15 protein-coding genes and 1 pseudogene are annotated in these 14211 nt (G+C 69.0%); 3 read left to right on the top strand and 13 right to left on the bottom strand.

Features of this window, described 5'->3' with window-relative positions:
- Positions 1 to 63: 63 nt before the first annotated feature.
- From AC1MEY_RS00385 to AC1MEY_RS00350, 8 genes are all read right to left on the bottom strand, one after another.
- Positions 64 to 816: a PP2C family protein-serine/threonine phosphatase gene (locus AC1MEY_RS00385; RefSeq protein WP_480228796.1), complete on the bottom strand. Its 753-nt coding sequence runs from the start codon at positions 814 to 816 to the stop codon at positions 64 to 66.
- 119 nt (positions 817 to 935) lie between these two features.
- Entirely contained in the window at positions 936 to 2126 is a 1191-nt protein-coding gene (gene tuf / locus AC1MEY_RS00380) for an elongation factor Tu (RefSeq protein WP_480228795.1), read from the bottom strand.
- Between the two features lie 109 nt (positions 2127 to 2235).
- Positions 2236 to 4338 (bottom strand): elongation factor G, encoded by a 2103-nt coding sequence (gene fusA, locus AC1MEY_RS00375; RefSeq protein ID WP_163797070.1) that lies wholly within the window; start codon positions 4336 to 4338, stop codon positions 2236 to 2238.
- Between the two features lie 69 nt (positions 4339 to 4407).
- Positions 4408 to 4878, bottom strand: a complete 471-nt coding sequence (gene rpsG / locus AC1MEY_RS00370) for a 30S ribosomal protein S7 (RefSeq protein ID WP_048630016.1) — start codon at positions 4876 to 4878, stop codon at positions 4408 to 4410.
- Positions 4878 to 5252 (bottom strand): 30S ribosomal protein S12, encoded by a 375-nt coding sequence (rpsL, locus tag AC1MEY_RS00365; protein ID WP_480228794.1) that lies wholly within the window; start codon positions 5250 to 5252, stop codon positions 4878 to 4880. The genes rpsG and rpsL overlap by 1 nt, the downstream gene beginning before the upstream one ends.
- 379 nt (positions 5253 to 5631) lie before the next feature.
- Positions 5632 to 6243 carry a TetR/AcrR family transcriptional regulator gene (locus AC1MEY_RS00360; protein ID WP_480228793.1) on the bottom strand — a complete coding sequence of 204 codons (612 nt, stop codon included), beginning with the start codon at positions 6241 to 6243 and terminating at the stop codon, positions 5632 to 5634.
- A 79-nt stretch (positions 6244 to 6322) separates the two neighbouring features.
- Complete coding sequence (locus tag AC1MEY_RS00355) at positions 6323 to 6829, bottom strand: DUF3558 family protein (protein WP_480228792.1); 507 nt, start codon at positions 6827 to 6829, stop codon at positions 6323 to 6325.
- Complete coding sequence (locus tag AC1MEY_RS00350) at positions 6826 to 7338, bottom strand: DUF3558 domain-containing protein (RefSeq protein WP_480231723.1); 513 nt, start codon at positions 7336 to 7338, stop codon at positions 6826 to 6828. The genes AC1MEY_RS00355 and AC1MEY_RS00350 overlap by 4 nt, the downstream gene beginning before the upstream one ends.
- Positions 7339 to 7540: 202 nt before the next feature.
- On the opposite strand from AC1MEY_RS00350, the gene AC1MEY_RS00345 reads away from it, so the two are divergent.
- Both AC1MEY_RS00345 and AC1MEY_RS00340 read left to right on the top strand, forming a co-directional pair.
- Positions 7541 to 7909 (top strand): DUF3060 domain-containing protein, encoded by a 369-nt coding sequence (locus tag AC1MEY_RS00345; protein ID WP_480228791.1) that lies wholly within the window; start codon positions 7541 to 7543, stop codon positions 7907 to 7909.
- Between the two features lie 70 nt (positions 7910 to 7979).
- Complete coding sequence (locus AC1MEY_RS00340; protein ID WP_480228790.1) at positions 7980 to 8384, top strand: DUF3060 domain-containing protein; 405 nt, start codon at positions 7980 to 7982, stop codon at positions 8382 to 8384.
- Between the two features lie 83 nt (positions 8385 to 8467).
- Here the strand turns inward: AC1MEY_RS00340 and AC1MEY_RS00335 are convergent, their stop codons facing one another.
- The 4 genes from AC1MEY_RS00335 to AC1MEY_RS00320 all read right to left on the bottom strand — a co-directional run bounded on the left by AC1MEY_RS00335 (position 8468) and on the right by AC1MEY_RS00320 (position 12636).
- Positions 8468 to 9181: a crotonase/enoyl-CoA hydratase family protein gene (locus AC1MEY_RS00335; RefSeq protein ID WP_480231722.1), complete on the bottom strand. Its 714-nt coding sequence runs from the start codon at positions 9179 to 9181 to the stop codon at positions 8468 to 8470.
- A 62-nt stretch (positions 9182 to 9243) separates the two neighbouring features.
- On the bottom strand, positions 9244 to 9957 hold the full coding sequence (locus tag AC1MEY_RS00330; RefSeq protein WP_480231721.1) for a PaaX family transcriptional regulator C-terminal domain-containing protein: 714 nt from the start codon (positions 9955 to 9957) through the stop codon (positions 9244 to 9246).
- Between the two features lie 23 nt (positions 9958 to 9980).
- Positions 9981 to 10919 carry a crotonase/enoyl-CoA hydratase family protein gene (locus AC1MEY_RS00325; protein WP_480228789.1) on the bottom strand — a complete coding sequence of 313 codons (939 nt, stop codon included), beginning with the start codon at positions 10917 to 10919 and terminating at the stop codon, positions 9981 to 9983.
- Between the two features lie 88 nt (positions 10920 to 11007).
- Complete coding sequence (locus AC1MEY_RS00320) at positions 11008 to 12636, bottom strand: acyl-CoA dehydrogenase family protein (RefSeq protein WP_480228788.1); 1629 nt, start codon at positions 12634 to 12636, stop codon at positions 11008 to 11010.
- On the opposite strand from AC1MEY_RS00320, the pseudogene AC1MEY_RS00315 reads away from it, so the two are divergent.
- Positions 12635 to 12976 (top strand): annotated as a pseudogene (locus AC1MEY_RS00315) (cupin domain-containing protein); the annotation flags it as partial. The gene AC1MEY_RS00320 and the pseudogene AC1MEY_RS00315 sit on opposite strands and share 2 nt — an antisense overlap.
- Here the strand turns inward: AC1MEY_RS00315 and AC1MEY_RS00310 are convergent.
- On the bottom strand, positions 12914 to 14095 hold the full coding sequence (locus tag AC1MEY_RS00310; RefSeq protein WP_480231720.1) for a phosphatase PAP2 family protein: 1182 nt from the start codon (positions 14093 to 14095) through the stop codon (positions 12914 to 12916). The pseudogene AC1MEY_RS00315 and the gene AC1MEY_RS00310 sit on opposite strands and share 63 nt — an antisense overlap.
- Positions 14096 to 14211 lie beyond the last annotated feature (116 nt).

Raw genomic sequence — 14211 nt, 5'->3', positions numbered from 1 at the left:
CATCGGTCCGGTCAGGGGAGATTATCGCCCGCGACCGGCTACCGATCTCAAGATCGGCCGGGTCTACACCGCGGCGACGTCAACGATCACGAACGTGAAGTTGTCGTCGGCGCCGTTGGCGCGCACGGTGTCGATGATGCGGGGACACCAGTCGTCGACGTCGTCGGACGCCACGGCGTCGCGGAGTTCGTCGTCGGTCATGAACCCGCTGACGCCGTCGGAGCACAGCAGGTACCGGGTGTCGCGCAGCGGCAGGTGCACCACGTGCGGTCGCACCGGGAGCAGCTGACCGAGTGACTGGGTGACGATGTTGGTGGGCCTGCCGTTGGTGTCGAACACCGAGTCGTCGACCGACAGCTGGATCGGCTGGCCGTCGACGATCGTGTAGATGCGGCTGTCCCCCACGTTGAACGCGACGACCGCATCGGAGAGGAAGCACAGGCCCGCGACCGTCGTGCCGAGGCCCTGTAGCTCGGTCTCCTCGCCGACGCCGCGCACCTGGTCGTTGACGTCCTGCAGCGCGTCCGAGACGTCCTCATCGGTGCGCCACTCGCGATGGTTCGCCGAGATGACGTTCAGCGCAACGCGGCTCGCGATGTCGCCGCCCGCGTGACCGCCCATGCCATCGGCGACGGCGCATACGAACGGCGGCGCGGGGGTGAAGTGCATGGTCACCAGCGACCCGTCGTGGGTCTGGGCCGACCAGCCGCCCACCAGGACCGCGTCCTCGTTGCGGCGGCGCCGCAACCCGACGTCGGAGAACGCCCGGACGGTGAATCGCGCTCGCACGCCGTCGACCTCAGCCGGTTCGCTCACGCCGTCCTCTCCACTGCGTTGGTGTGCGCGCAGCGTATCCCGTACCGGGTCCGGTCGACGCAAAAGCGGCGCCCACCCGAAGGTGAGCGCCGCTCGTGCGGTACTGGTCAGATCCGAATTTACTTGTGGATCTTGGTCACGCGGCCGGCGCCGACGGTACGGCCACCCTCGCGGATCGCGAAGCGCAGGCCCTCGTCCATGGCGACGGGCTGGATCAGCTTGACGGAGATGTCGGTGTTGTCACCGGGCATCACCATCTCGGTGCCCTCGGGGAGGGTCACCACGCCGGTCACGTCCGTCGTACGGAAGTAGAACTGCGGGCGGTAGTTGTTGAAGAACGGCGTGTGACGGCCACCCTCGTCCTTCGACAGGATGTAGACGCTGCCGTCGAACTCGGTGTGCGGCGTCGTGGTGCCGGGCTTCACGACGACCTGGCCGCGCTCGACGTCCTCGCGCTTGATGCCACGGACCAGCAGACCGACGTTGTCGCCGGCCTGACCCTGGTCGAGCAGCTTCCGGAACATCTCGACACCGGTGACGGTCGTCTTGGTGGTCGTCTGCTTGATGCCGACGATCTCGACTTCCTCGTTCACGTTGATCACGCCACGCTCGACGCGACCGGTGACGACGGTGCCACGGCCGGTGATCGTGAAGACGTCCTCGACGGGCATCAGGAACGGCTTGTCGGTCTCGCGCACCGGGTCCGGGATGGACTCGTCGACGGCCTCCATGAGCTTCTCGACGGACTCGACCCACTTCGGATCGCCCTCGAGGGCCTTGAGCGCCGACACCTGGATGACCGGGGCGTCCTCGTCGAACTCCTGGGCGGCCAGCAGTTCGCGGACCTCCATCTCGACGAGCTCGAGGAGCTCCTCGTCGTCGACCATGTCGGACTTGTTCAGCGCGACCAGGATGTAGGGCACGCCGACCTGGCGGGCCAGCAGCACGTGCTCGCGGGTCTGCGGCATCGGGCCGTCGGTGGCGGCGACCACCAGGATTGCGCCGTCCATCTGGGCGGCACCGGTGATCATGTTCTTGATGTAGTCCGCGTGGCCGGGTGCGTCGACGTGCGCGTAGTGGCGCTTGTCGGTCTGGTACTCCACGTGGGAGATGTTGATCGTGATACCACGCGCACGCTCTTCGGGCGCATTGTCGATCTGGTCGAATGCGCGCGACTCGTTCAAATCGGGGTACTTGTCGTGCAGCACCTTCGTGATTGCTGCCGTAAGCGTCGTCTTGCCGTGGTCAACGTGACCGATGGTCCCGATGTTGACGTGCGGCTTCGTCCGCTCGAACTTCGCCTTCGCCACTGTGGTGTCCTCCTGGACTTGTTGGTGCTTTTACTTAAGCAGGTGTGTTGATGTGTTCAGTTGTGTGGTCTGCGACGCTACCGGCTCGGTGCCGGCAGCTCCGCCGGGGCTACTGACCCGTCGCCTTCGCGATGATCTCCTTCGACACGTTCGCCGGAACTTCAGCGTACGAGGCGAACACCATGGAGTAGTTCGCCCGGCCCTGGGTCTTCGACCGGAGGTCGCCGACGTAGCCGAACATCTCGGACAGCGGCACCGTCGCCTTGACGACGCGCGCACCGCTGCGCTCCTCCATGGCCTGGATCTGACCACGGCGGGAGTTCAGGTCGCCGATCACTTCACCCATGTAATCCTCCGGGGTGGTGACCTCGACGGCCATGACCGGCTCCAGGATGACGGGCTGCGCCTGGGCGGCCGCCTTCTTGAGGACCTGCGAACCGGCGATCTTGAAGGCCATCTCCGAGGAGTCGACGTCGTGGTACGCGCCGTCGATCAGGGTCAGCTTCAGGTTGACCAGGGGGTACCCGGCCAGCACGCCGTACTGCATGGCGTCCTGCGCACCGGCATCCACCGACGGGATGTACTCGCGCGGGATGCGGCCACCGGTGACCTTGTTCTCGAACTCGTAGGTCGCGCCATCCTCGCCGGAGAACGGCTCGATGCTGACGAGGACCTTCGCGAACTGGCCGGAGCCACCCGTCTGCTTCTTGTGGGTGAACTCGACCTTCTCGACGGCGCGCTTGATGGTCTCCTTGTAGGCGACCTGCGGCTTGCCGACGTTGGCCTCGACCTTGAACTCGCGACGCATGCGGTCCACGAGGATGTCGAGGTGAAGCTCGCCCATGCCGCCGATGACGGTCTGGCCGGTCTCGTCGTCCTGGTGCACCTTGAACGTCGGGTCTTCTTCGGCGAGCTTCTGGATGGCCAGGGACAGCTTCTCCTGGTCGCTCTTCGTCTTGGGCTCGATGGCCACCTCGATCACCGGATCGGGGAAGGTCATCGACTCGAGCACGACCTGCTGCTGCGGATCGCTGAGGGTGTCACCGGTGGTGGTGTCCTTCAGACCGATCACGGCGTAGATGTGCCCGGCGGACGCGCGCTCGACCGGGTTCTCCTTGTTGGAGTGCATCTGGAACAGCTTGCCCAGACGCTCCTTCTTGCCCTTGGTCGCGTTGATGACCTGGCTGCCGGACTCCACCTGACCCGAGTACACGCGGACGTAGGTGAGCTTGCCGAAGAACGGGTGCGTCGCAACCTTGAACGCGAGGCCGGAGAACGGCTCGTCGGTATTCGGCTTGCGGACGACCTCGACGTCCTCCTTGCCGGGCGCATGCCCGACGGCGGCCGCGACGTCCAGCGGCGTGGGGAGGTAGTCGATGACGGCGTCGAGCATGGGCTGCACGCCCTTGTTCTTGAACGCGCTGCCACACAGCACCGGATACGCCTCGGAGCTGACCGTCAGCTTGCGGATGGCACCCTTGATCTCGTCGATCGTGAGTTCCTCGCCACCGAAGTACTTCTCCATGAGGGCGTCGTCGGTCTCGGCGACGGCCTCGAGCAGGCTGTTGCGGTACTCGTCGGCCTTCTCCTGGAGGTCGGCCGGGATCTCGATGGTCTCGTAGGTCTCACCGAGCTTGGTCTCGCCGCGCCACACCTTCGCGTTCATCTCGACCAGGTCGATGATGCCCTCGAAGTCGCCCTCGGAGCCGATCGGCAGCTGGATCGGGATGACGTTCGCGCCGAGGCGGTCCTTCATCGTCTGGATCGAGAAGTAGAAGTCGGCGCCGAGCTTGTCCATCTTGTTGACGAAGCAGATGCGCGGGACGTCGTACTTGTCGGCCTGACGCCAGACCTGCTCGGACTGGGGCTCGACGCCCTCCTTGCCGTCGAAGACGGCTACGGCGCCGTCGAGGACGCGCAGGGACCGCTCCACCTCGACGGTGAAGTCGACGTGTCCCGGGGTGTCGATGATGTTGATCTGGTTGCCATTCCAGAAGCAGGTGGTGGCAGCGGAGGTGATGGTGATGCCACGCTCCTGCTCCTGCTCCATCCAGTCCATCGTCGCTGCGCCGTCGTGAACCTCACCGATCTTGTAGCTGATACCGGTGTAGTAGAGGATTCGCTCGGTCGTCGTCGTCTTGCCGGCATCGATGTGCGCCATGATGCCGATGTTGCGGACCTTGGTGAGGTCGGTGAGCACGTCCTGTGCCACGGCTAAGTCCCACTCTTTCGCTTGCTCGTCGGGTGTTGCGGTGCGCTCGGCGTCGGCCGGGCGACTAGGTCACCAGCGGTAGTGCGCGAAGGCCCGGTTCGCTTCGGCCATCTTGTGGACGTCCTCGCGACGCTTGACGGCGGCACCCAGGCCATTGCTGGCATCCAGGAGTTCGTTCGCCAGGCGCTCGACCATCGTCTTCTCGCGGCGCTGCTTGGAGAAACCGACCAACCAGCGCAGGGCCAGGGTGGTCGAACGCTCGGGACGGACCTCGACGGGCACCTGGTAGGTGGCACCACCGACGCGACGGCTGCGGACCTCGAGGGCCGGCTTGACGTTGTCCATGGCGCGCTTGAGCGTCACCACGGGGTCGGTGCCGGTCTTCTCGCGAGCCTGTTCGAGCGCACCATAGACAATGCGTTCGGCCAGCGATTTCTTCCCGTCCAGCAGAACCTTGTTCACCAGCTGGGTGACGAGCTGCGATCCGTAGACCGGGTCGTTGACCAGCGGGCGCTTCGGTGCGGGGCCCTTGCGTGGCATTAGCTCTTCTCCTTCTTGGCGCCGTACTTGCTACGCGCCTGCTTGCGGGCCTTGACACCCTGCGTGTCGAGCGAGCCGCGGATGATCTTGTACCGCACGCCGGGGAGGTCCTTCACACGACCGCCACGCACCAGCACCATCGAGTGCTCCTGCAGGTTGTGACCCTCACCCGGGATGTAGGCGGTGACCTCGACCGCGCTGGTCAGCTTGACGCGCGCCACCTTGCGAAGTGCCGAGTTCGGCTTCTTCGGAGTGGTGGTGTACACGCGAGTGCACACACCGCGGCGCTGCGGGCTGCCCTTGAGGGCCGCGGTCTTGACCTTGGCGATCTTGTCGCGGCGGCCCTTGCGGACCAGCTGGTTGATGGTTGGCATGTACCGGCTTTCTGTGTTGCTCTGTCTGTCGCTGTGGTGTCGCTAAGTCGTCTGTACTGCGGTTTTCGCCCGCTCGCTTACCCCGCGACCGGGTGTGTCGCACGCGCCCGGACATCGGCCCTGCCGATGCATCGTGGACATGCGGATTGGCCCGGCTCGTTGGTGCACTTGCAGGTGTTCTCGATCAGCAAGCGCGCACGCCAGGCACGAAGGACCACGATACCTGCCCGCGGCTACACAGGTCAAAGCGCCATCGTCGCAGGTGGTGACGGGCGGGCTGCGGAGTCGGCGACATCACCGGGCCGATGGCCCGGGTTCGATGCCAGTATGACGCCGGATCGGCACCGTGCCGGGTGCAACGCGCCGGTGCCGGCGAGGGTCAGCGGCGTTCCATGCCCGCGGCCAGGCGCAGGACCATGTCGGTGAACACGGCGTCGGTGTCGATGTCGTCCATCACGCCCGTCATCTCCAGCAGCACGAAACCGTGCAGCGCAGACCAGAACTCGAGTGCAGAGTAGAACGCGTTCTCGCCGTCCAGACCGTAGGACCCGAGCACCGCGATGACGGGTCCGGCGGCGGCCCTGGTGGCCGCGGTGTACTCGGGGTCGTCGCCGCCGAGTGGCATCCGGGTGAAGGCCGAATACCGGCCGGGATGGTGGTGGGCGTAGCTGCGGTAGGCGCTGGCCATGCTGACCACGGCGTCGTCGCGGGTGCGCCCGTCGCCGACCGTGTTGAGCATGCCGATGATGTCGCCGATCACGCGCATCCGGACGGTTCTGCGCAGGTCGTCGAGGCTCTGGACGTGGTTGTAGAGCGACGGCCCCTTGGTGCCGAGCTGCGTCGCGAGCGCGTTGATCGTCAGCGAGTCCCAGCCCTCGCGATCCAGGAACGTCAGTGCCGCGTTGACGATGGCGTCGCGGCTCAGCTTGGTCGTGCGGGCCGGCGCCTTGGGTCGGCCACTCGCGGAGACCGCCTCCGGGCGAGCTGCCATGTGTGTCCCGTTTCCTTCGCTCGGCCGTGCTTTCCGCAGGTGCGTCGACGAATGACTCTAACCTCTCCCCTGCCGGGGGTCAGTTCATCCGGTCCTGGCTGAGCTGGGCCAGTCGTCCGGTGATCGAGCACAGGTCGGGCAGGATCGCCGGGTTCGCGGTCTGGATCGACCAGGTGACCACGTCGGCGCCCTTGGCCACGTAGACGCTGCAGGCGTTCTCGTCGGACGCGGTGAAGCCTTGATTGGCGCCGACGGTCACCTCGGTCAGGTCGCGTCCGACGCTGCGTTCGAGGTCGCGCTCGGTGTCCAGGTCGCTGCCGCGGTACCACCAGGTGGAGATGCCCATGCCGAGGCCGAACGTGCCGATCGCGGTGTTCTCCTGCCAGAAGCACCCGGCGTCGCTGTCGACGACGCGGGTGAACAGCGTCGCGCCGGCCGCCGCGGTGACGTCGCCGTCGGTGACGCCGTTGCAGTCCGCGGCGCTGTAGCCGGGCCCGGCGGGCATGGCCTCGGTCCGCTGAGCCGTCTCGGTCCCGCAGGCGCCCAGGGCCGCGCAGACGCTCAGCGCGGCGAGGAGTCGGATCACAGTTCGGCCGACAACGTCGCCGCCAGCAGGGTGGTCGCGGTGCCGCACGCGTCCTCGCCGGCGCCGGGCCGGAACTGCACCCACCAGCTCACGACGCCGGTCCCCGCGGCGGCGGTCGCCGAGCAGGCCGACGACCCGTCGACGGTGAACGCGGTGAATGCGGGGTGGCGCTCGACGTCGGCGTCGGTGATCCGGGCGCCGCGGTCGGTGGCCAGTGCCCGTTCGCGGTCGAGGGTGCCGCTCTCGAACCACGAGAAGACGACGTCGACGAGACCGTCCGGGCGGGCCAGCACGTACTGGCACACCGCGCCGCTGTAGGGCCGCACCAGACTCTCCGCGCCCAGCATCTCCTCGACGGTGTCGTCCGCCAGCAACCCGCAGCGGTCGTCGACGTAGCCGTAGTCGCGGTCGGGATCGGGTGCGCCCGAGGTGGCCCGCCGGGCCTCGCCGTCGACGGTCGGCGAGCACGCCGCGACGGCCAGCACGGTGGCGGACGCAAGGACGGCGATCCGTGCCGCGACGTCGGTCGTCCGGGTCGCCGCCTCCCCGCAGCCGGCGTTCGCCCGGACCCGCCAGTGCACGGCGCTCACGCTACCCAGGGCGAACGCGTCGGGCGGGGCGAACCGCGTTCCCCAATCGGCGAAGTGGTGCCACGACCCGCGCCTGGCAACGTAGGCTGCGGTGATTCCGGCGGACGGCGAGGGGTGCGACATGACGATCAGGACGCTGTGCGGGTCACTGGCGGTACTGCTCCCGGTGGCGCTGCTCGTCGGGGCGCCGACGGCCGCGGCGAAGAACGGCGACACCCACCTCACCGGTCAGGGCATCAACCAGACGCTCGACTGCAACGACTCCACGCTGTTCGTCATGGGCACCGGCAACTACATCACCGTCAAGGGATCCTGCTGGGGCATAGCGGTTCAGGGCTCGTCGAACGTGATCGTCGCCGAGAACGTCGTCAACGACATAACCGTCTACGGGTTCGATCAGACCGTCTACTACCGGACGGGTGCGCCCGCCGTGATCGACCGCGGACGCGAACTCGGCATGACCAACCGCATCGACCGCGTTCCCGCGTAGTCTGGCCTCGCGTCGCACCGACGCTGGCCATCCCGGTGGGCGTGCCGCCGATGACGAAGCGAGGGAACACATGCGAGCCCCATCCCGGATCTCGATTGCGGCGATCGGCATCGCCGCCCTGGCTCTCGCCGGGTGCGGTTCGAACAGCAGCGACACGAACTCCCCCTCCGCCACCGCGGGTTCGTCGGGCGCGCAGGTCGAGATCGGCAACACCATCAACTACGGGTCGTTCGGCACCGCGGCCGACATCGACTGCGCGGACGGCAAGTCGCTCAACGTCGGCGGGTCCAACAACACCCTGACCGTCAAGGGCACGTGCGCGAGCGTGAACATCGGCGGCGCCGACAACAAGGTGACCCTCGAGAGCGTCGGCGACAGCCTCAGCGTCGTCGGGCTGAACAACACCGTCACCTACCGCGACGGCGCCCCCAAGGTCAACGACACCGGGTCGGGCAACAAGATCTCGAAGGGCTAGCTTCGCCGCTGGTTTCCGCCGAGCCTGCTGTCAGATCGCGCCGGCGGCCGGAATGGCGATCCCACAGCAGTTTCGGCGCGCGGTCAGGCCGTCCCGCCGTGCCGGCCGGCACCGTCGGAGAATCGGCGCGCACCCGCCAGCGACTCCGACGACACCCGCGACAGGCTCGCGAACTCGGCGTCGATGGCGTCGGCCTCCGGCATCCCCCACTGCCCCATCATCGACAGCCGGTCGGCGCGCATGCAGAGTTGCGGCGACGTGGCCAGTTCCGCGGCGAGCGCCTCTGCGGCCCGACGCGCATCGCCGGTGGGCACCACCCTGTTCGCCAGGCCGATCGCCAGGGCCTCCTGCGCGTCGACGGCGCGGCCGGTGAGGATCAGGTCCATCGCGCGGCTGTGCCCGATCAGGCGGGGCAGTCGGACGGTGCCGCCGTCGATCAGCGGCACGCCCCAGCGGCGGCAGAACACGCCGAACACGGCGTCCTCCTCGACCACCCGCAGGTCGGCCCACACCGCGAGTTCCAGCCCGCCGGCGACGGCGTAGCCGCTGACGGCCGCGATGACCGGCTTCGACAGCACCATCCGCGTCGGCCCCATCGGCCCGGGTCCGGTGCGGTGCGCCGGGTTCATGTCGGGCGTGCCGAAGGCCTTGAGATCTGCTCCCGCGCAGAAGGTTCCGTTGTCGCCCCACAGCACGGCCACCGCCGCCGAGTCGTCGCGGTCGAACTCCTCGAAGGCGGCGAACAGCTCGGCGGCGGCCGGACCGTTCACGGCGTTGCGGGCGTCGGGCCGGTTCATGATCACCGTCGTCACCGCGCCGGTGCGCTCGACCCGCACGCCACCCCTGCCAGTCTGTTCGCTCACGTCGTCTCCATCAGTTGGGTGTCGTCTCGTCGGGCCACCAGTTCGGCGGCGAAGTCGTGATAGGCCGACCGCAGCGCGGCGCCCGGCCAGTCCTCGGGCAGCAGCTCGTCGGGCAGGACCGGGTCGGTGAGGATGTGGCGGACCATCGCCGCCGCGGTGGTGAAGCGGCCGGGAACCGCAGTGGCGCGGGCCATCTCGTCGAGCAGCCGGCTGCCGGTGCGCGCCCAGCCGGGGAGGTCCCAGAGCCGTCCGGCGAGGTCGGCCGGGTCGGCGTCGCGGGCGGCGAGCGCGCGCACCCGCGTGCGCAGCGGACCGTCCAGGTCGACGTCGAGGTTCGCGGGCCGCATCCACACGCCCTCGCGCAGCTCGCCGAACCTTTTCTGCTGCAGCGTGTTACGTAGTGCCGCACGGGCGCGGGCGTCGGTGCCGACGGCGGTGACCACGAGCGTCGTCCACTCGCCGTCCCATGGCCGCGTGCGCGGTTCCAGGGCGTCGTCCTGCCTGCGCTGCCGGGCGAGCAGCCGCTCGGACAGCCGGTAGCCGTCGGCGGACCGGACCAGGTCGCCCGCCCCGACCATCCGGGTCAGCGCCACCCGCAGCGTCGACTCGCGGATGTCGAAGTCGCTCGTCAGGGTGATCAGGTCGCTCGCCGAGGCCCACGCGGGGTGGGCGCCCAGCAGCACGCTCAGCACCACCGAGCGCGCCGTCATCCGCTGCGGGCGGGCGGGCACGGCTACACGTCCGAGGTCTGACGGCCCGCGTCGCCGTAGGGTTCGTCGCGGTTGCGCACCGCTTGCCGGAAGCCGTGTTCGCGTGCCTGCGCGACGAATTCGTGCCCCTCGGGCGTGTGCCGGGCGACGCCGTCGAACACCGTGCTCACCATCCGGCTGGTCGCGACGCCCTGCTGCGTCAGCGCGGTGTTGAGCGCGAGTTTGGCCATGATGAGCTGGTTGACGGGCATGGCGGCGATCCGGCCGACCAGTCGCTCGGTGCGCTCGTCGAGGTCGGCGGCGTCCGGCGCCTCCACCGCGAGTCCCCACTCGGCGGCCTGGGCCCCGGAGATGCAGTCACCGGTGAACAGCAGCCGTTTGGCACGCTGGTCGCCGAGGCGATGCGCCCACAGCCCGGCGGCGGGTACGCCCCACACCCGCATCGGCGGGTAGCCGATCTTCGCGTCGGCCGAGGTGATGACCTGGTCGGCGTGCAGCGCGATGTCGGTGCCGCCGGCCACGCAGTAGCCGTGGATCTTGACGACGGTCGGCTTGTCGCAGTGCATCAGGCTGGCGAAGCCGCGGACGAAGCGGCTCATCATCTGGTAGTCGATCATCGGGTCCCACGGCTGGTCGGGCAGGTGGTTGACGCCCTGCGTGCGGCCGGAGAGGACGGTGTCGCGGTAGGGGTTGCCGTTGCCCGCCGACGACGATCCCTCGGCGTAGGCCGACAGGTCGAACCCGGCGCAGAACCCCTCGCCGCGGCCGGAGATCAGGATGACGTGCACCCGCGGGTCGAGGTCGGCGCGTTCGACGAGCGCCGACAGCTCAAGCGGGGTGTCGGCGACGATCGCGTTGCCCTTCTCGGGCCGGTTGAACGTGATCCGCGCGACCCGGTCGGTGACCTCGTAGGTCATCGTCTTCAGGTCGTCGAAGTCCACGGGTCTGATCGCGTGCGTCATGGGGTGCCCACCATCCCCCGCGAGCGTGCGTGTCTGCGGGCGACACGCCGGTCAGAAACGGGAGTCCACGCACGCTCGCCGGCGGGCCTCACCCCTTGACCAACGCACGCTCGATGATCGGCGACAGGTCGAGCCCGGTCGGCAGCGTGCCGAACGCGCCGCCCCACTGCCCGCCGAGCCGGCTGGCCAGGAACGCCTCCGCGACCGCCGGGTGGCCGTGGCGCACCAGCAGCGATCCCTGCAGCGCCAGCGAGATGTCCTCGGCGATCTTGCGGCCGCGGTACTGGATGGTCTCCAGATCGTCGAGCTGCGGCCGCAGTGCCCCGACGTGCGCGTCGAGCCGCGGGTCGTGGCCGGCGGTCCGGCCCAGCTCGTCGAACAGCACCTCGATGCACTCCGGACGAGTTGCCATGGCGCGCAACGCATCCAGCGCGCTGACGTTGCCCGATCCCTCCCAGATGCCCATCAGCGGTGCCTCGCGGTACAGCCGCGGCATGCCGGACTCCTCGACGTAGCCGTTGCCGCCCAGGCACTCCATCGCCTCGGCTGCGTGCGGCGTCGCACGCTTGCACACCCAGTACTTCGCGGCGGCCAGCCCGATGCGCCGCAGCAGCGTCTCGCGCTCGTCGCCGCGCACCGCGTGGTCGGTGGCGCCGGCCATCCGCATCGCGAGCATGGTCGCCGCCTCCGCCTCGATGGCGAGATCGGCGAGCACGTTGCGCATCAGCGGCTGGTCGATCAGGTACGCGCCGAACGCCTTTCGGTGCTGCGCGTGATGGATGGCACGCGCGAGGCCGGTGCGCATGCTGGTGGCACTGCCGAGCGTGCAGTCCAGCCGGGTCAGGTTGACCATCTCGATGATGGTGGCGACGCCGCGGCCCTCCTCGCCGACGAGCCACGCCGTCGCGCCGTCGTACTCGACCTCGCTGGAGGCGTTGGCGTGGTTGCCGAGCTTGTCCTTGAGGCGCTGCAGGAACATCCGGTTCCGCGTGCCGTCCGGCAGCACCCGCGGCAGGAAGAAGCACGACAGCCCCCCAGAAGCCTGCGCCAGCACCAGGAACACGTCGCACATCGGCGCCGAGGTGAACCACTTGTGGCCGCGCAGCGAGTACGTCCCGTCGCCGTTGGGCATCGCCTCGGTGGTGCCGGCACGGACGTCGGAGCCGCCCTGCTTCTCGGTCATCGACATGCCCGCGGTGAGCCCCGCCTTGGTGGTGGGCACCTTCAGCTCCGGGTCGTACACGCGGCTGGTGAGCAGCGGCTCGTACTGGGCGGCCAACTCGGGGTTGGCGCGCAGCGCGGGCACGACGGCGTAGGTCATCGAGATCGGGCAGACGTGGCCCGGCTCGGGCGTCCACACCGAGGTCTTCGCGGCGCGAACCACGTGGGCGCCCGGACGGTCGTCGGCCCAGGGCGCCGCGTGCAGGCCGTGGCCCACCGCGACGGTCATCAGTTCGTGGTACGCCGGGTCGTACTCGACCTCGTCGACGCGATGGCCGTAGCGGTCGTGGGTGCGCAGCACGGGGCGGTTGCGATCGGCCAACTCGCCCCAGCGCTGCGCCCGGCGGCTGCCGGCCAGCGCGCCGAGTTCGGTGACCTCGTCGAGCCCCCACTCGCCGCCCTCGCGGATCAGCGCTTCGGTGAGGACGACGGACGTGGCGGGGTTGTAGTCCTCCAGCAGGGGGACCTGATTGGTGACGACGTGGGTATCGGCCATGGGCCCACTGTTACATTTTCTCGACAACCGCACAAGATGCGTAATACCGGTCGTCCGGCGTCATACTGGCGCCGTGCACGCCAACACCGCCGTCAGCGCCGCGTCGATGGACCTCGAGCACGAGGCGGTCCCGCCGGACCAGTCGCTCGCGGGCGCACCGACGACCGCGGCGACCACGCTGACCGAGATCGGTGGCGTCGAGGTCGGCGTGTGGGAGATGACGCCCGGCACGATGAGCGACGTCGAGGCCGAGGAGGTCTTCGTCGTGCTGTCCGGGTCAGCGACCGTGGCGTTCGACGACGACACTCCCGGCCTTCGGCTGCGCGCCGGCGACGTCGTCCGGCTCGCGGCGGGCGCCCGCACCGTCTGGACCGTCACCGAGACGCTCCGCAAGGTCTATCTCACCGGCGCGTGACCGGCGGCTGCGCCAGGCGTCGAACCGATTGATCGCGACCATCACCACCGCGGCGAACGCCCACCCCAGCAGGATGTCGATCACGTAGTGCTCGGCGGTGTACACCAGCGTGAACGCCATGATCAGCACGTAGGCGACGAGCAGCGGGCGCCACGCCGAGTTGATCCGGTGCCACAGGAACGCGGCGATCGCGGCGGACATCCCGGCGTGCAGCGAGGGAATGGCGGCGACCAGGTTGACGCTGGCCTGCCCCTGGTCGATCAGCGCGCCGGCAGAGTGCAGGTTGAGGTTGCCCCAGCCGCGCGTGACGATCCGCTCGATCCAGCCGTTCGCGCCGTCCTGCGTGGTCTGCATGCCGCCGAGGATGCCGCCGTCCGGCACGCCCCGCGCCGACCGGAACATGCAGCGCGGTCCGGACGGGCCGCCTTCGACGTCGCCGGCGGTGCACCGCGCGGCGGCCCACGGCGGCGCGGCGGGCACCAGCGCGTAGACGACGAGCGCCGCGAACGACAGCCCGACGAACAGCTTGACGAACGCCTTCCACTCCTCGCGATTGCGCAGCCACAGCACCGCGGCGACCACGTACGGGAGGATGAAGAACGACATGTAGACGGTGCTGATCACCACTTCCCACCACGGCGCCTGCGGCATCTTGAGCTGCTCCTGCAGCCACACCGTCGGCATGGTCCCGGCGAACAGCCAACGGTCGAGGTCGGCCTGCCAGTGCCACAGCGTCGGCCTGCCGATCAGCGTCGCCGCGCCGCGGCTCAGGTCGTACGCGATCAGCACCAGCGCGAAGGGCAGCCAGTCCCGGATCACGTAGAGCATCCGCCGGCCCCGGCCGATGCTGGCGACGACCAGTCCGGTGGCGATGTAGACCAGCAGCAGTTCGCGGTTGAACGCGAAGCCCTCGGTCGCGGTGCGGTAGACGATCACGAACGCCCAGACCCCGACGGCGATCCAGCGGACGATCCGCAGGCGACGGTCGCGGACGGTCACGCGGTCCTCGGCGGTGGTCCGCGTGATCGTCGGGTCTTCGGCAATCGCGGACACTTGAACCTCTCGGGACGGGAACGTCGACGGCGAGTCGCCTCCGCACGGGACCGCGGGCTCGACGCCGACTATCGCCGTTCCCGCGATGAGCCTAGTTAACCGTCCGT

This window comes from Mycobacterium sp. PTI7 (assembly GCF_056679845.1).
Note: the sequence above shows the minus strand (reverse complement) of the source record. Positions and strands in the feature narration are given on the sequence as shown.